8 protein-coding genes are annotated in these 17,955 nt (G+C 71.7%); 3 read left to right on the plus strand and 5 right to left on the minus strand.

Features of this window, described 5'->3' with window-relative positions:
* The first annotated feature begins 259 nt into the window (after positions 1 to 259).
* Positions 260 to 1,054: an SGNH/GDSL hydrolase family protein gene (locus CW362_RS39085; protein WP_420856896.1), complete on the plus strand. Its 795-nt coding sequence runs from the start codon at positions 260 to 262 to the stop codon at positions 1,052 to 1,054.
* Between the two features lie 233 nt (positions 1,055 to 1,287).
* A complete protein-coding gene (locus CW362_RS39090; RefSeq protein ID WP_240658284.1) occupies positions 1,288 to 3,960 on the plus strand; it encodes a SpoIIE family protein phosphatase in 2,673 nt (890 codons plus the stop codon).
* Positions 3,961 to 4,007: 47 nt separating this feature from the next.
* On the opposite strand, the gene CW362_RS39095 is transcribed toward CW362_RS39090, so the two are convergent.
* The 4 genes from CW362_RS39095 to CW362_RS39110 form a co-directional block, all read right to left on the minus strand.
* Positions 4,008 to 4,853, minus strand: a complete 846-nt coding sequence (locus CW362_RS39095; RefSeq protein ID WP_240658285.1) for an ABC transporter substrate-binding protein — start codon at positions 4,851 to 4,853, stop codon at positions 4,008 to 4,010.
* 581 nt (positions 4,854 to 5,434) lie between these two features.
* Positions 5,435 to 7,420, minus strand: a complete 1,986-nt coding sequence (locus CW362_RS39100; protein WP_103554344.1) for an N-6 DNA methylase — start codon at positions 7,418 to 7,420, stop codon at positions 5,435 to 5,437.
* A 505-nt stretch (positions 7,421 to 7,925) separates the two neighbouring features.
* Positions 7,926 to 8,588: a hypothetical protein gene (locus tag CW362_RS39105; RefSeq protein WP_103554345.1), complete on the minus strand. Its 663-nt coding sequence runs from the start codon at positions 8,586 to 8,588 to the stop codon at positions 7,926 to 7,928.
* Between the two features lie 275 nt (positions 8,589 to 8,863).
* A complete protein-coding gene (locus tag CW362_RS39110) occupies positions 8,864 to 10,903 on the minus strand; it encodes a serine/threonine protein kinase (protein WP_103554347.1) in 2,040 nt (679 codons plus the stop codon).
* Positions 10,904 to 12,357: 1,454 nt separating this feature from the next.
* Between CW362_RS39110 and CW362_RS39115 the strand changes: the two genes are divergently transcribed.
* Positions 12,358 to 17,652, plus strand: a complete 5,295-nt coding sequence (locus CW362_RS39115; protein WP_103554348.1) for an AAA domain-containing protein — start codon at positions 12,358 to 12,360, stop codon at positions 17,650 to 17,652.
* Between the two features lie 94 nt (positions 17,653 to 17,746).
* Here the strand turns inward: CW362_RS39115 and CW362_RS39125 are convergent.
* On the minus strand, positions 17,747 to 17,955 hold a 209-nt coding region (locus tag CW362_RS39125; protein WP_420856897.1), incomplete at its 5' end, for a hypothetical protein.

Here is a 17,955-nt window from a genome sequence, read left to right on the forward strand (position 1 = left end):
TCCCTCCCGCCGTCGCACCCCCTCCTCCAGGGTGCCGCGGGTCCCGTCCTCGGCGGTCGTCCCTCGTGTGCCGTGACGGCTCGGGCGTGGTGCGTGACGGAGCCGCCGGCTCGCGGGGGCGCCTCGACCGGTGTCCGCGCGTGTTTCCGTGACGTCAAACGTGATGTTGAATACGGAAACAATTTTGACATGAACACTTCCTAAAAATGGTTGCCGGTTGTACCAAATGAGGGCCAGCTTTCCCGCTCAGGGAGGTCCTGTGAGACGCGTCAAACTGAGATCCACCCTTGTCGCCTTCGGTCTCGCCATGATGTTCGGCCTGGTGCTGACGGGTCCGGCGCACGCCGCCGGACCCGCCTACGTCGCACTGGGTGACTCGTACTCGGCCGGCAACGGCGCGGGGAACTACGACAGTTCGAGCGGAGACTGCCACCGCAGCCTCAGTGCCTACCCCTATCTGTGGAAGAACGCCCACGCACCGTCCTCGTTCGCCGACACCTCCTGTTCGGGCGCGGTCACCACGGACGTGACGAACGGCCAGCTCGCTCCCCTGAACTCCTCCACCGGCCTCGTCTCCCTCACGATCGGCGGCAACGACGCCGGCTTCTCGGACGTCATGACGACCTGCGTGACCGGCTCGGACACCGACTGCGTCAATCGCGTGAACACGGCCGAGAACTACGCCCGGAACACGCTCCCCGCCCGCCTGGACGCCACCTACGACGCCATCCGCGCCAAGGCACCCAACGCCAAGGTGGTCGTTCTCGGCTACCCCCACGTGTACACGCTCAACGTCTTCTGCATCGGCCTGAGCGCCACCAAGCACAGCAAGATCGACGAGGCGTCCGACGTCATGGATGGTGTCATCGCCGCGCGGGCCGCCGCCCACGGCTTCGTCTTCGGGGACGTCCGCACCACGTTCGGCGGCCATGAGCTGTGCTCCAGCGACGGCTGGCTGCACTCCCTGGTGGTCTCGCCGAGCTGGGAGTCGTACCACCCCACTGCCACCGGCCACGCCAGTGGCTACTACCCCGTCCTCAACGCCAACAGCTGACCTCCGCGGGGGTGGGCCGCCCGGACCCGCCCCCCTGACCCGCCCCTGACCGGTGCCGGTAACCCGGGAGCGGCCCGTCCTGAGCCGCGCCCGCCGAGCCGGTCGCTGATACTGAGAAAATGGGCAAACTTGGGCGATATGCCCCGGCGAGTCGCCGGGGCGACCGCGTGCCGCCGAAGGCCGGACCGGCGGAAGCCGGCCCGGAGGCCCGTCATCGTTCGTTCGGCCGGCGCATGCTGTCGTCGCTGAAGCCGCGCAGCGTCGCCACTCAGGTCTTCCTGCTGCAACTGGTGATCGTCCTGGTGCTCATCGTCGTGGCCGTGGTGGTGCTCGTGTTCCAGGACCGCAACCGTGCGATCCAGGAAGCCGCCGACCGGTCGCTGGTGGCGGCGGAGTCGTTCGCGAACGCCCCGGGCACCGCGGAGGCGATGAAGAGCGACGACCCGACGGCGGAACTCCAGCCGCACGCCGAGACGGTGCGCAAGAAGACCGGCGTCGACTACGTCGTGGCGCTGAGCCCCTACGGCTTCCGGTGGACCCACCCGGACCCGGACCAGATCGGGAAGCACGTCTCCACCTCCTACGGCGCGGCGCTCGGGGGCGAGCCCCACCAGACCACGTTCGACAGCAGTCTGGGGAAGGCGGTCGACTCGACGGTGGCCGTCTTCGACGAGAAGGGCGACGCCGTGGGCCTCATCACCGTGGGAGTCACGGTGGACAAGGTGAGCGGCGTGGTGCAGGACCAGCTGCCGGTGCTCTTCGCCGCCGGCGGTACCGCGCTGCTGCTGACCGCGGCCGGGTCGGCACTGGTCAGCGGGCGGCTGCGGCGCCAGACCCGGGGCCTGGGGCCGGTGGAGATGACCCGCATGTACGAGCACCACGACGCGGTGCTGCACGCGGTCCGTGAAGGCGTGATCATCCTGGACGCCGACGGACGGCTGCTGCTGGTCAACGACGAGGCACGGCGGCTGCTCGCCCTGCCGCCGGAGGCCGAGGGCAGGCCGGTCACCGGACTCGGGCTGAGCCCGGACCTGGCCGCGCTGCTGGGATCGGGCCAGGCGGCCACGGATGAGGTCTTCCTGGCCGGGGACGTCCTGCTCGCGGTCAACGTGCGGCCGGTGGGCCCGAAGGGGGGCAGCGTGGCCACCCTGCGGGACACCACGGAGCTGCGCACCCTCGCGGGCCGGGCGGACGTGGCGGGCGGTCGCCTGCAACTGCTCTACGAGGCCGGCGCGCGGATCGGCACCACCCTCGACGTGGAGCACACCGCCGAGGAGCTGACCGAGGTGGCGGTCCCGCGCTTCGCCGACTTCGCCACCGTCGAGCTGGTGGAGCCCGTGCTGCGCGGTGGTGAGCCGACGGGGGCGAGCATGGAGATGCGCCGCATCGCGGCCGCGGGCATCCGGGACGACGTGCCCCTGTACCCCGTGGGAAGGCGTATGCACTACGCGCCGGACAACCCCGTGGCCGTCGGCATGGCCACCGGCCGGCCGGTCCTGGTGGCGCGCCTCGCCATGGCCGACGGATGGCGGGCCCAGAACCCGGAGCGGGCTCGGGAGGTCATCGAATACGGCATCCACTCCATGATCTCCGTGCCGCTCCAGGCCCGGGGCCAGTTGCTGGGGGTCGTGGAGTTCTGGCGCTCGGAGCAGGACCCCTTCGAGCCGGACGACCTGTCCCCCGCCGAGGAACTCGCCGCCCGGGCGGCCGTGTGCATCGACAACGCGCGCCGCTACACCCGCGAGCACATCACGGCCGTCACCCTCCAGCGCAGCCTGCTGCCCGGCGTGCTCCCCGAGATGTCCGCCCTGGAGGTCGGGCACCGGTACCTGCCCGCCCAGGCGGGGGTGGGCGGCGACTGGTACGACGTCATCCCGCTGCCGGGTGCCCGGGTGGCCCTGGTGGTCGGCGACGTCGTCGGACACGGTCTGCACGCCGCAGCGACGATGGGCCGGCTGAGGACCGCGGTGCACAACTTCGCCGCCCTGGACCTGCCTCCGGACGAGCTTCTCGCGCACCTGGACGACCTGATCACCCGGATCGACCAGGACGCGGCGGCCGAGGGCAACACCGAGGCCATCACCGGTGCCACCTGTCTGTACGCGGTATACGATCCGGTCTCCGGGCGGTGCGTCTTCGCCCGGGCCGGTCATCCCGGTCCGGCGCTGGTCTCGCCCGACGGCTCCGTGACCTTCCCCGAGATCCCCGTCGCCCCGCCGCTCGGCGTGGGAGGAGGTCTGCCGGTCGAGACGGCCGAATTCCGGCTGGCCGCCGACAGCCGGCTGGTCCTCTACACCGACGGCCTGGTCGAGGCCCGCGGCCGTGACATCGACACCGGGCTCGGCATGCTGAAGGAGGCACTCGCCCATACGGACGGCACCTCCCCGGACGAGACCTGCCGGGCGGTGCTCGACGCGATGCTGCGCACCAGGTCGAGCGACGACGTCGCCCTGCTCGTCGCCCGCACCCGGCTGCTCGACCCGGAGCAGGTCGGGGAGTGGGAGGTCCCCGCCGATCCCGCGGCCGTCCCCCGGATCCGCGCCGAGGCGACCCGCAGGCTGGAGTCCTGGGGACTCGGCGAGGCCGTCTTCACGATGGAGCTGATCCTCAGCGAACTGGTGACGAACGCCATCCGGTACGGAGCGAGCCCCATCAGCCTGCGGCTGCTGCGCGACGGCGACAGCCTGATCTGCGAGGTCGCCGACGGCACCAGCACCTCCCCGCACCTGCGCCGCGCGGCCACCACCGACGAGGGGGGCCGTGGGCTGTTCCTCGTCGCGCAGATGTCCCGCCGCTGGGGGACCCGGTACACCGACCGGGGCAAGATCATCTGGGCTGAGCAGGCGCTCGACGCCGGAGCCGCCGGGGACCTGAGCGGTCTCCTGCTGGCGGACCTGGACCTGTGAAGCGGGACGGGAACCGGACCGCGGCCCGGGGTGCGCGCCCGGGGTGTTCAGGAACTGCCCTCGACCGTGAAGTACGGGATCTTGGCCGGGTCCTGGCCGAAAGCGGACCCGAGGTAGACGGCCGACAGTTTGGTGAGCGTCCCGTCGTCGATCAGCTGCTTGATGACCCGGTCCAGCTCCTTCTTGTTCGACGACCCCTTCGGGTACAGGGCGCCGTACCCCTGGTCGGTCCTGTACTGGCCCACGAGGCGCACCCTGCCCTCCCGCTTCTGGGGATACGCCAGCAGGATCGTGGTGTCGTGGACGACGGCGTCGATCTGCCCCTTCTCCAGCGCCGTGACCATCTCCGGGTCGTTGGGGAAGGAGGTGGCGGGCTTGGTCGGCTTGAGGCGGTTCTTGACGAACTCCTCGCCCGTGGTGCCCTCGGCCACTCCGATGCGGACGTCCCGGATGTTGCTCTCGTCGATCTTCTCGTCGTCCCTGATCAGCACTCCCAGGGTCGAGGAGAGGTAGGGCGGGGAGAAGTCGGCGACCTTGCTCCGTTCCGGGGTGATCGTGATCTGTGCCAGGGCCAGGTCGAAGTCCTTGGTCCGGCCGGACACGACCTCCGGGAAGGGGGCGTTCTCCACCTTCACCCGGTCGAGTCCGGACCGGTAGGCGATGTTGGCTGCCATGCAGTACTCGTAGCCGCTCTTGATGGAGTCCGGTGTGTCACCGCCGTTCCACCAGCCGGGCGCGGGCAGGGTCGTCTTCACCGTGAGGGCGCCCGCCGTCATGGGCGACAGGTGGAACTCCCCGCGGTGTCCCGAGACCTCGCAGTCGCCGTAGTGGGCCTTCGACGACGACTCCGACCCGCCCCGGTCACAAGCCGGTGTCGCGACGATGAGCGTCACGCCGACAGCCAGAGAGACGATCGCTGCCGCGGCGCGCATCATTGCACCTCCGGTAGGGGCGTACTCCTGGAGTCACCATAAATCACCCCGAACCATACGACTGCCGGAGCCACGGGGGAGGACTCCGGGCGTGGACCGGACCGCCGCCGCGTCCCGGCCGCCGTGACCCGATCGGGCCGCTCCCGGCGTGATCGGCCGGGTGGCTGCGGGAAGGGGCCTCGGAGCGGGCCGCTCACGGGACGTGACCACCTCGGCTCTCCGGGACGAGGTCACCACGGGTGCCCGGCGCACGAGCCCTCGGGTGCGGCGCCGAGTGCGGCCGGTGTGCACGGCGCCGCTCCGGCGCACGGTGTGCGCCGTCGGATCCGGTGCCGGTCCCGGACCGGGCGGACCGCCGCCGAGGGGCCGGGCGGTTTCGGGTCCCGGCATCGCACGTCACCCGCTCCCGGCGCGCACGGGTCGTGGGGCTCCGCGCGTTCGTGCCGCGCCGTCCCGCGCCCGGGTGGCCGACGGGACCGGTGGCTTCCCCGTCGGCGGGTGGTCCGCCCCGGTGACCGGACGGCGGCGGACCCCGTGCGGCGTCAGGCGGTCAGCCCTCCCGCCGCGAGTCGATCGTTCACGTCGCCGACCAACCCCCTGCCCAGCTTCTCCGCCGTGCCGAGGAGCGATTCGAACGCCGCGAGCCGACGGAAGGCCTCGGCGTACGCGGCCTGCTCCTCCAGGGGGAGCTGGAGCACCTGGAGGCGCCGGATGTCGACCCTCGACGAACTGGAGGCGTGGGTCCCGGCCTGACGTCCGTTGGCGGGTGCGCGCAGGCAACCGGCGAGAAAATGGGCGTCCAGCTTCTCCCGGTCCACCCGCAAGCCGTAGAGCTGGGGGCCCAGGGCCATCGGAGGGCCCTCGTGCACCCACGCCCTGAACGCCCTGACCACTCCCGCGACCACGACGTCCCCGTCCTCGACCGTCGTGTGCGCCGCGTCGACGGGCAGCCGTCCGCCGGGAGTGCCGTCCGACAGCAGGTCGGGAACCGTGAGGAGGGGAACGGTGGCCTCGGGGGAACGTGCCGCTGTCTCCGTCGGCTGCTGACCGGCGCGAAGTGTGAGCGCGCCGGCCTTCACGAGGTCCCCGACAGTCGCCGTGGTCTGCGGCATCCCGGTCTCGAAGCCGAGTTTGGACAGGTACTGCACGTGGCCCGCCAGGTCGGCCAACGAGGCCCCCAACCTGCCCCATGAGGAGGCGAGTTCGGCGCCCGACGGCTCCGTGCTCGATGTGGTGTGGCGCCCGGGGGTGACGTCCACCTCGTCGTCCAGCAGGTCGAGCAGGGGAACGCGAACCGTGCTTTCCGGCAGTTCGGCGTCCGGCCGGTCGAGAACCTCCAGGGCGGAGAGCACGAATGCGCCGAGAGCGTCCCAGTCGGGGCCCGGTTCGCGCGCGCCGGGTCGTGCGAAGCCCGTCGCGTCCACGAGCAGCGCGTCCTGGCTGGAAGGGGTGGGTGCGGGGCGGTCCGGGGCGCCCCGCAGAACCCACAACTGGAGGGACACGCTGTGTGGTTGTGCGCTGCCGGGCGGCAGCGCCACGACCGCTCGGAGCGCCCCGGTACGAAGGAGCGAACCACGGATACGACGGCCCGCCTTGCGGGACGCGACGGTGGGGGGGAGGACGACCACGGCCGAGCCGCCGGGCTTCAGGTGGGAGAGCAGGTGTTGCACCCAGGCCAGTTCCGGCTCGGTCCGCGGTGGCAGCCCGTGTGTCCAGCGCTGGTCGGTGGCCAGCTCCTCGTAACCCCAATCACGCTCGTTGAAGGGCGGGTTGCACAGCGCGATGTCCGCCCGCACGCCGGCGAACGGGTCCTCGCGCAGCGCGTCGGCCGTGGCGATCTCGGTACGGACGTCCCGGTTCTCGGTGACGAATCCGAGCCGCGCGGAGGCCAGGGCCGCGAGCGCCGGGTCCCTCTCGCATCCCAGCACCATCAGACCGGGACCGTCGTGTTCCCGTACCGCGGCAGCGGCCAGATGGCCGCTGCCGCAGGCGGGGTCGAGGACGGTCAGTTCTCTCTCACCCCGGCCCAGGCGCACGGTGAGTGCCATCCGCGCCATCAGCGAGGCGAGTTGCGGGGGCGTGGTGCTGAGCTGTCGTACGTGCGTCTCCAGCCACCGCTGTAGCAGGAACTCGAAGGTCTCGCGAGGTCCCCCGGCACGCCCCAGCCTCGCCGCCTCGCTCACCAGATCCCTTGCCGTGTCGGAGAGTTCGGAATGGGAGACCCGGGCGCGAGGGGCCCGCATCAGACGTGCCGACTCGGCGACGGCCAGGCCCGACTCGTCCCTGCTCCCGAGCGCCTCGAACCGCGGCCAGAGGAACTCGCGGCCACCGATGTCCTTGAGCTTGCCGTTGTCCCTCAGCCACTGCTCCACCTCCGCCAGCGAGAACTGCGGGCTGACGTCGGTACCGCCGATGCGGGTGGGGAACGAGTCATGGCGGCGGCGCCAGTTGCTCACCGCCGCGCGTCCCACACCGGCGATCCGGGCGATCTCGGCAAGGCTGACGGGTACCGCTTGGGGTGTACTCATCGAACAGTCTCCGAGGTGCTGGGCCGGCAGGACTGGTCAGTGACCCGGCGGCTGTATTGCCGTGAAGGCTACTACGCTCATTGACTTTGTTCACAGTATGGAACCGCGAAGTCGCTGTGTGGGAAGTGTGGAGGTGGGGAGGATCCGGAGATTCGCGCCGGGGGCGGTGCGGTGACCGCCGCCCGTCACCTGCCGCCCCGTGGGGCCGCGAGGAGGTGCGGGTTGGATTCGAAGGGGGTGCGGATGACGGCGGATCCGGCGAAGAATCCCTTGTGAACTCAGTGCATGGATCGGCGACTGTTCTCGCGCCTCGACCACCGAGAGTGGTGTACGGCGAGCCTCGCCCTTGGCGACGTCGAAGGCCGGGTGCCGGTGATTCGGCCTGATCGGGGAGCCCCGCCGCATTCGACTCCGTGACGTGGCTCCGGTGTTCAAGCCCGTGGGCCTTCGCGATCTGCCGTCGAGGGAGCAGCGGAGCCGACCGGCGTCATCTGCACGTGTCGGGTCAGCCGTCGGCGCGTGGAGCCGGCAGTGCCGGAGCCGGCAGTGCCGGAGCCGGCAGTCCCAGGGCCCGCGCGAGCACCTCCGTGACCTCCTGGGCGTGATCGGGTACGTGTTCGGCGGCCCAGACCGCGGCCAGGTGCAGGAAGCCGATCAGATCGAGCTCCGCCTCGCCGAGCGACCGTCTCAGCTCGTCGACCCGAACCTCGGTCACGGCGCTGTCCGCCCCCTCCTCGTCCACCGTCAGCCGGACGGCGTCCCCGACGCGCTCCGCGACCGGAGAGGGATCGTGGCCGAAGCACGCCCATCCGTTCCCGTCGAGGACCTCGAGCCAGTCGCCGCGTTCCTCGAGACCGGTGCAGCACCCCGGAAGCAGCGTGAAGCCGGTGCCGGTGTCCGTCACGCGCAGGCCGCCCGGTACGTGGACGCGGTCCGTCGTGAGCAGCCCGCGCAGAAAGTCGTCGAGCGGGTCCGCGGACGCCGGTGGGCGGTTCTCCTCCGGCGCGACGGCGTTGTGCTGGGCGATGCTCGCGATCGCCGTGCCGATCTCGGCGGAAGCGAGTCCGCCGTGGAGCGGCAGGAAGTCGTACGGTGTGGCGTCGATGACGAGCCACAAAGCGAAGTCGGGTGGTGGGAGCACTTCCAGAACGGGGCGCGACACGATCACCCGAGAAGTGTGCGGGCTCCTCCGGCCGCACCGCACGCGCTTTTCGGCGCCTGAATCCGGTTGACCGACCGACCCGCCAACGACCGGCCGAGCCCGTTGAACACACGGAGTCGCCCGATGTCCCGATACCGCCGTGCCGTCGGCCTCGGGTGACGGGACCTGCTGAAGACCAGGTCCCGTTCTCGGTCACCCCGGGCACGCCGAGGCCGTGCGGCTCACCGGTCCGTCCGCGCGTCCCGCCCGTACGGACCGGGGGCCGGTCCCCGGCCCGCCGCTCAGGCCGGACAGGCGGCCCGCGTGGTGGCCGTACCCGAACGGATCATCAGATAGCCGGAGCCGCCGATCTCCGCCACGGCGTACCGTGAGTACGGCCAGGCGCTCCCCGCGCTCTCGCGCTCACGCACGAGGGCCCGGCACGCCTCACCGGCGGCGAGGTCCGCCCAGGACTCGACCTGCTCCTGGTTCCACTCCAGGTAGTCCGACCAGACGTACATCACCGAGTTGCCGGGGTCGAACCCCACCTTGATCTCGGCGTTGCCGAGCACGCGATCCGTGCCGAGGGTCCGGCGGATCCCGTTGGTCCCGGCGATGATCTTCCTGGCCGCTCCGTCCGCGACCCGGATCTCCGCGCCGTCGGTGCTGGGGATCATCGCCTGACCGAGACCGTCCTCGTCCGGCTGCCAGCCCTGGTCGGCGCCCGAGTCCTGGTCGGTGCCCGAGTCCTGGGCGCTGTCGTCGTCGGCCGCCGACCGGCACCGGGAGTTCGCGACGAAGTCGTCCTGCCACGTCACCTGGGGATCGCGGCCGCTCTCCTCCTTCACCATGACGTACGTGCGGTAGGGCAGATCCGGGTGCAGACGGAGCACGACGTCCCGCACCGTCAGGCACATGTTCCTGGCGATCTCCGTCTCCGCGTACATCGCCCCTTCCTCGTCCGAGGCGAGCGTGTACGAGAGGTAGACCTCCCGGCGCGACTCCTGGAACCGCACGCTCTTCGGCGAGAAGCCGACGCCGTCGCCCAACTCCTGGGCCACGACACCCTCGTCGTGCAGGACCGCGCGCGCCACGTCGTGCTCGCCCGCGCCCTGCGCCGTCCGCGTCAGGGCCCAGCTCTCCGCGGTCGCCGAGCCGCCGTTCGAGGCTTGCCGGTTCGCGGCCGTGCCGTCCTTGTCGTCCTTCGCGGTGCTCGCGAGAGGCCGCGCGGATCCGGTCGAGGAGGACGGTGGGACGGAGGCCGTGGACGACGACGTGTGCGTGCCGCCACCGGTGCTCCCGGGCAGCAGCGCCGCCACTCCTCCGGCCAGGCCGCCGATGACGCCCGCCGCCAGGACGACGGCGCCGATCAGCCGCTTCCTCGAAGGACTCCGGTCCGGGGGGAGATGCCATGCGGGATCCTCCCCGGCCGGCACGTCCCAGAGGGCCGTGACCATGTCCACGGCCGTCGCCGGTACCGCGTCGGCGCCCACCACCTGGGTGGCCTGGGACGCCAGCAGGGTGACGCACTCCTGGGCGGCCTCGGCGGCGGAGGGACGGTCGCCCGGTTCCTGGGCCAGCGCCTTCTCCAGCGTGCGGCGCAGTGCCGCGGGGACGCCGTCCAGGTCGGCCTCCCCCGACATCACGCGGAAGGCCACCACGTCGGGCGCGCCGGATCCGAAGGGCAGCCGTCCGGTGGCCGCGTAGGCCACGAGAGCCCCCCACGCGAACAGGTCACCCGCCGGACCCGCGGTGCCCCGGCGGTACTGCTCCGGGCTGATCCAGCCGGGGGTGCCGGTCATCACCCCGGTACGGGTGACGCTGGTGCCGTCGGCCGCGTGCGCGATGCCGAAGTCCAGCATCCGGGGGCCGGCCGGGGTGAGCAGGACGTTCTGCGGCTTCACGTCACGGTGCACCACACCGGCGGCGTGAACGGCGGCCAGTGCCTGGGCCGTCGCGGCCGCGAAGGCGTACAGGTTTCCTTCCGTGAGCGGCCCGTGCGCGAGCACGTGCTGGTTCAGCGTCGGTCCCGGAACGTAGGCGGTGGCCAGCCACGGGGTCGGCGCGTCCGGATCGGCGGCGAGCAGCGGGACCAGGTGCGGGCCGGTGACGCGGGAGGAGAGTTCCACCTCGCGCCGGAACCGGGCCCTGAACTCCGCCTCCTGGGCCTGCTCGGGGTGGATCACCTTGACCGCCACCCGCATTCCGTCGGAGGCGACCCCGGCGTGGACGGTGCCCATACCGCCCGCGCCGAGACGTCCGGCGATGCGGTAGGGGCCTATGTGGGAGGGGTCGCCGGGACGAGCCGGCTGGACTCTTCCAGCGGGGCCGGTTGCGCTCACGAACACTTCCTTGGACAGAGGGTCGGCCTGGACGGGCCGGGTGTTGACGGGCAGTCGGACGACAGCGGGCAGTGGGCGGCCGGGCGCGCCCCGGCCGGGCCGGACGGCGGGTGCGCCGCGATCGCGCAGGAGGAGAGGACGGCAGGACGTGGACACAGGACGTGGACAGCGGTCCGCCCGGAACCGGAGACCGGCGGACGCCGGAGTGCCCCGCCCGCCGTGCCGGCATCGCCTGGGACGAACGGGCCGAGCAACGGACGCGAACCGCGCGGGGCCGGTTCCGTGAGGGAGCGCCGAGTCGGTTCCGCGCGGGAGCGCCGAGCCGGCGGACGTCACCGGTCGGCGTGGTGCCGTCCCGGATGCCCGGGTCCGTCGGTCCACCGTTCCGCGCCGGCGCCGGTCCGGCCGTACCGCACGGTTCGCGCCTCCTGGCGTGCCCGGGTCCGCGGAATCCCGACCATCGCGTTCAGTGTCTGCTCGCGCTCGACACCGCCCTTCCGCATCGCGGTTCCCTCCCCGGCGGCCGACTTGTGCGAGGTGAGCCTATGCGTATTGCCTGCTCGTGCACAGTCAGGTGACGGACTTTCAGGAAAAATATCTGTGAACTCAGTGCATGAGCTGCATGCTGGCGGTGCTCGTGCCGTGTTCTCGACGGGGGAGGGGCCGGGGCCCGGTCGGGGCGGGGTGCGGTGGCGTCGGTGATGTGTCCCGAATCGGAGGTTCTGGGCCTCCGGGGTGGCGGTGAGGGTGCATGCTTTCCCGGGCGGGGCGCCTGGGGCGCGATCCTGATACTCTCGATCCGTGTGCTCAGTTCACACTTGATACGTCGTGCCGGGGGCGCGTTCCAGGCGAGCGACTCAGGTGGCCGGGGCGGGATTTCACAAGGTGGCCACCAGGTGGCCTCGGAAGCGGTGGGGTGGCGTGTGAGCCAGAGCGAGATCGGTCTGAGCGACGGCATGAAGTCGGTCGGTTCCGTCCATCAGTACGGTGACGGGCTGTATGTCCGAATCGATGATGTGGTGCCGTACGAGCTCGTCGACCCCGATGGCTCCTACGGACACCGGCCGGGCGACGACGTGGTCCGGTGCACCCTGTACCTGAGCAACGGCACCGGAAGGCCCGTCGACGTCGACGGCATCAGTCTGCTCGTCCGGGGCGGACCGTACGGAAAGACGGGCCGTCAGATACTGGACCATCGGTCCCAGGTGCTCGACGGCCGACTCGAAGGCACCTTGGGCAAGGGCCGCAGGATCTCGGCGACCTGGGCCTACAGCATCCCCGCCGGAACCATGGCGGAGCTGGACATCGAGGTGCGCTTCCCGGGCGGACACGAGCGCGAGAGCGTCACTTTCACCACGGCCGTCACCGGTTCGCCGCCGGCGGACAGGGAGCCGGGCGCGGTGGCCGCTCCGGAGCCGGCCGACGGCAACGCGCTTCCGCCCGCGCCCCGGACAGTGCTCGGGAGCGTGCCGTCCCAGCCGACCGGCCCCGGCCGTCAGGCCCGGCCGACCCCGGCACAGGAGCCGTCGGCCGACGAGCTCGACACCACGCGCGTGCGCCAGATCTTTCGGTTCCTCGCCGAGGCCGAGGAATCGAAGGCCCGGCCCGTGCGCACACTCGACGGCGCGGCCGGCACCGTGTGGTTCGAAGAGCTGCCGGACGACCCCGGCGTCGCCGCGATGCTGGACGGAGTGCTCGCCACCGACGACCCCGCGTGGCTGACCGTGGCCCGCCCCGAGCGTGAGGACGCCCCTCACCCCGAGTCGCTGCTCGCGCCGTGGGTGGACGAGACGCGTATCCGGGACTTCAGACAGACCCGTGCCCCGCACCTGCGTCGCCGGATCGAGCCCGAATTCCCGGACTGGTCCGGGGGCATCCCGCTCGAGAAGACGTATCACGAGCTCGACGAACACCCGAAGCGGGAGAAGATCGAGAAGCTGTACGCCGCCTGGGAGCAGGAGTGGCTCTCCTGGGCCGAGCGGCGGCGGGCCGTCGATCCCCTGGTCAAGCTGTACGACCGGCTCCACAAGATGCACGAGGACGCCGCGAACCTGGGCGAGGCGTACGAACTCGTGCTCGGGCTCGGCCGGCTGACCTGGCAGACGACGAGTGGCCAGCGTGTGGAACGGCATCTGGTCACCCACCGGGCCACCCTCCGGCTCGATCCGTCCACCGGCACGCTCACCGCCGCGCCCGACCCGACCGGTGCCGGTCCGGAACTCGAAGAGGGCATGCTCGAAGGGGCCCAGCACGTCCCGGGCCCGGTGCGGGAGGGAATCGTCGCGGTGCTGGAGGGCGCCTCCGACGTGACCGATCCCGAACATCTCGAGGCCCTGCACACCGCCCTGCGCAGCTGGGTCAACGCCGCGCACAGTGCCGGCAGCTACCTGCCGACCGTGGAGCGCGTCAAACCGCGGAACCTCGAGACGCCGCAGGTGGGGCTCACGCCCGCACTCGTCCTGCGGGAACGGAACCGTCGTTCCACGATGGACGCCCTCAAGGCCATCGCCCGCCAGATCGACGCCGGCACCCCACCGACCGAGTTGCTCGGCCACATCGCGGGCCGCGACGGAGCGTCGACCGCCGCGGACCTGGCGGCGGCCGAGGGCGACGGCACGGAGGACGACGGCGACGAGATGTACTTCGCGCTCCCCGCCAACGAGGAACAGCGCACGATCGCCGAGCGTCTGCGTGCCAACCGCCTCGTCGTGGTCCAGGGCCCGCCCGGCACCGGCAAGACGCACACCATCGCCAACCTGGTGACGGACCTGCTGGCCCAGGGCAAGCGCGTTCTCATCACCAGCCACACCCCGCGTGCCCTGCGCGTGCTGCGGGACAAGCTGCCGGAGTCCATCCGTGACCTGTGTGTGAGCCGCACCGAGGACGGCGCGGCCGCACAGCGCGAGCTGGAGGCCTCCGTGTCGAAGATCCTCAGCGAGTACGCCGGCTACGACCAGAAGGCCTCGCAGCGTGAGATCCGCAAGCTCCGGACGCGACTCGCCGCGGCACGGTCCGCCCAGCAGGCCATGCTGCGCGATCTCGCCGTGCTGCGTGAGCAGGAGACCCATCGCTTCGAGGCGGAGATCGGGGACTACAGCGGCAGCCTCCAGGAGATCGCGGAACGCCTCACCGCAGAGGCGGACGGGTACGAGTGGCTCGGCCGGGTCCCGCAGGAGCAGCCCACGCTGAGCGTCGACGACGTGCTGAGCCTCCTGCGCACCACCCGGGCGTTCACCCCGCACCACCGGGCCCTGGCGGCAGAGGTCCCCGGCCCCTCCGAACTGCCGGGTCCCGGCGACTTCGAGGAGGCGGTCACCGTCGTGCGCTCCGCGGAGGAGGCGCACGCGGCGGTGCGGCGGGATCCGCTGAGCGACGAGTACGACTCCGCCGTGCGCGGTCTCGCGGAAGCCGAGCAGCAGCGACTCTCGACGGCCCTGGACGCCTTCACCGCCGCGCGGGTCCGTGCCGCGTCACTCGCAGCCGCCGCCGGAGAATGGGCCGTGGCGCTGTTGAAAGACGTGAACGCGGGGCAGGACTGGCAGGCCCGCAGCCGGAGCGCGGCGGTCGCCGAGACGCTCGGGGCGGTCGACGCTTCGCTCTCCACCCTGGGTACCGCGATGGTCAGCGGCCTGGAGCAGTACGACCCGGCTGTCGCGCTCGGCCAGGCCACCACCTTGCACGACGGCCTCGTCCAGGGGCAGAAACTGCGCGGCCCGCTCGGCATCCGCTCGAAACTGGCCAAGGCCACCGGTCCGTTCGTGGAGGCGGTCCGCGTCGACGGGCGGACCCCGGAGGACGCGGAGACCGCGGCCGTCGTCCTTGCCCGTGTGCAGCTCGAACTGCGCCTGGCACAGGTCGAGTCCGAGTGGGGCAGTCCGGTCGGCGCATGGCAGGGGCACGGTCCGCGACTCGCCCGTCTGCGGCAGGACGCGGAGGTTCTCCAGGCGCTTCTCGCCGTTGCCGCCGCCCGTACCGACGTGATCACCGCCGCCGCGACCTCACCGGTGCTGACCGTCGCCACCTGGCACGATCCGTCGGTCGAGAACACGGTACGGGCCCTTCTGCGCGCGGCCACCACATTGCGCGCCGCCGAACGGTCGCGCCGGGTCATCGCGGACACCGAGGAACTCCTGCGGGCCTGGAGCGACCGGCCGGGCGTCTCGCCCGCCGTCACGCGCGCGCTCGACGCCGTGCGCGCCCGGAACCCCGACGGCTACCGGGAGTTCAGCCACGAGATCGCCGAAGTCCGTGAGGCCGCCCGGCTCCGGGCCGAGCAGCACGCGGCGCTCGACCGCGCGCAGGACGCGTTCCCCTCGCTCGCCCGGCGGATCACGGACACGCACGAGGACGTCGCGTGGGACGCGCGCCTGCCGCTCCTCGCCGAGGCCTGGGCCTGGTCCGCGTGGCGCGAGCGCATGGAGCGGCTCACCGATCCCGAGGCCGAGCGGGCTCTGCGCGGACGGCTGACGGAGGCCGACGACGAGGCACGCATCATGCTGGCGAGGCTCGCAGCCGCCCGCGCCTGGCACCGTTGTCTCGGACTGCTCACCGGCGACCAGTCCCGGGCGCTCAGCGCGTACCAGCAGGCCGCCCGCCGGATCAAGGGCAAGTACCAGCATCGCTACCGGCGTGACGCGCAGGCCGCACTGCGGAAGGCGCAGACCGCGGTACCGGCCTGGATCATGCCGTTGCACCAGGTGGCGGAGACCGTGCCGATGGACCGTCCCGGCATGTTCGACGTCGTCATCGTCGACGAGGCCAGCCAGTCGGGCCTGGAGGCCATGCTGCTGAGCTGGCTCGCCGACCGCATGGTCGTCGTCGGCGACAGCAAGCAGGTCAGCCCCTCCAACGTCGGTCTCAAGCAGGACGAGTACTTCCACTTGAGGGACCGGCTGCTCACCGCGCTCGAACCCGACGTCCGCAGCCTCTTCGGCCCCGAGTCCAGCTTCTTCGATCTCACGGAGGCGCTGTCCGCCGGCCGGGGCACGCTCATGCTCAAGGAGCACTTCCGGTGCATGCCGGAGATCATCTCCTTCTCCAACGAGCTGTGCTACAACGGCCGGTTGCAGCCGCTTCGTCAGTACGGCGCCGACCGGCTCGCCCCGGTCCGTACCGTGTACGTCGAGGACGGCGAAGCCGTCGGGAGCAACACCCGACTGGCCAACACCGCCGAGGCCCAGGCACTCGTCGACGCGATCGTGCGCTGCTGCGCGGACCCGGCGTACGACGGGAAGACCATGGGTGTCATCAGCCTCCGTGCCAGCAAGGGGCATCTGGGGGAACTGGAGAACCTGCTCGCCGAACGCCTCGACTACGAACAGCGTGAGCAGCGACGCATCCGCGTCGGCGACGCGGAGGACTTCCAGGGCGACGAACGCCACGTCATGTTCGTCTCCTGCGTCAACTCGGCCACCACCGCCGCCGGGACCGTGCCGGGGGGCTTCAACGGCAAGACGTACGAGCAGCGGCTCAACGTCGCGGCGTCCCGCGCCCAGGACCAGGTGTGGGTGTTCCACAGCGCCCGCACCGAACAGTTCCACGAGAACGACCTGCGCCGGCAGTGGCTCGACCACCTCACACGTCCCGCGGAGGAGGACGTCGTCGCGGTCGACGGCGACGTCCTCCCGGACGTGCGGCACGAATCGTTCGACAGCCTCTTCCAGCAGAAGGTGTACCTGGAACTGAGCGCGCGCGGTTACCGGGTCAGGCCCGGGTACCGGGTCGGACGCCATTCCATCGACCTCGTCGTCGAGGGCGGCACCCGCAGACTCGCCGTCGCCTGTGACGGCGACGCCTTCGCCGAGGGCGAGGACGCGTCGACCGCCGCCGCCAGGCAGCGCGACCTGGAGCGGGTCGACTGGACCTTCGTCCGCATCCGCGGCAGCAGGTTCCACCTCGACCGCGAACAGGCCCTCGCACCGCTCTGGGCGGAGCTGGAACGGCTGGGCATCGAGCCGGTCCGTGACGGGGCCCCGGAGAAACCCGCCGCTCCGTCCCCGGACGTGCGGACCGAGATGTCCTTGGCCGGTGACCCGGCGGTGGACGACCGGGAGGGCGGGATCCCGCGGGACGAGACCGCGGAGAGCGAGATCCCGCGGCCCGAGCCCCGGGCGACCGCTGTCCGGTCGACCCGGCCGGTGGCTTCGGGCTCTCGGCCGGTGGCTTCGGGCTCCCGGCCCCGCGACCCGCGTGAGCCGGCTCCCGCCGTGGAGACGACTTCCGCCGTGGAGACGACTCCCTCCGCGGTGGCCCCGGTGCGGGACCGGGTGTCCCCGCGAGCCGCCCGGAACCCGCTCCCCGTCCAGGAGATCCCGGCCGCCGCCTTCCAGCGGCTGGTCCGCGAGATGCAGGAGCTCCAGATCGCGGTGAACGCCCCGAACGAGACCCCTGAAGGCATGGACGCGGCCAACCTCGTCTTCCTCAGGAAGACTCAGGCCGATCAGCGTGACCGCCGTACCGAGCGCCTCGGTTTCCTGCGGAGCTTCGTCGACACCGTCCGGGTGACGCGCGAACCGGGTGTTCCGGAGGTGGTGATTCCCGGTGCGCTCCTCGTCCTGGAGTTCGACGGGCAGGTGGACGACGACACGCTGTACACGGTCGCGGAACTGCCCACGGAGGAAGCGGACATCGTCTCCCCGTCGTCTCCGCTGGGCCACGCGCTGATGTGGCAGCCGCCGGGACGTGAGATCTCGTACAACGCCTCTCAGGGCAAGACGCACACCGTGGTCGTCCGGGAGATCCGGGCCTGAGGGCCGTGACGCACGGGACGACGAGGACCGGAGCCTCCTGACCCGGGGCCGCCGCCCGAACCGCGACCAGGTTCGGACGGCGGCCCCGCGCTCCTCAGCCGGTCACCGGGTCCAGCATGCGACTGCGCTCGCCGCTCCAGGAGATCGCCAGGGCGTCACGGGCCCGGGTGCACGCCACGAAGAGCAGGCAGTGCTCGGCCAGCAGGTCCGACCGGTGCTGCACCGGATCCACGTCGGCCGGCGTCACGTGCGGGGCGAACGGGAGCACGCTCGACGTCACGCCCACGACGGCCACGCACCGGA

The organism is Streptomyces populi, assembly GCF_002911015.1.
Classification (GTDB): Bacteria; Actinomycetota; Actinomycetes; order Streptomycetales; family Streptomycetaceae; genus Streptomyces; species Streptomyces populi.

Bases quoted from the DNA above. Each gene is read 5' to 3' on its own strand.
- CW362_RS39090 (WP_240658284.1), top strand. From the start codon at position 1,288: ATGCTGTCGTCGCTGAAGCCGCGCAGCGTCGCCACTCAGGTCTTCCTG.
- CW362_RS39100 (WP_103554344.1), bottom strand. From the start codon at position 7,420: ATGAGTACACCCCAAGCGGTACCCGTCAGCCTTGCCGAGATCGCCCGG.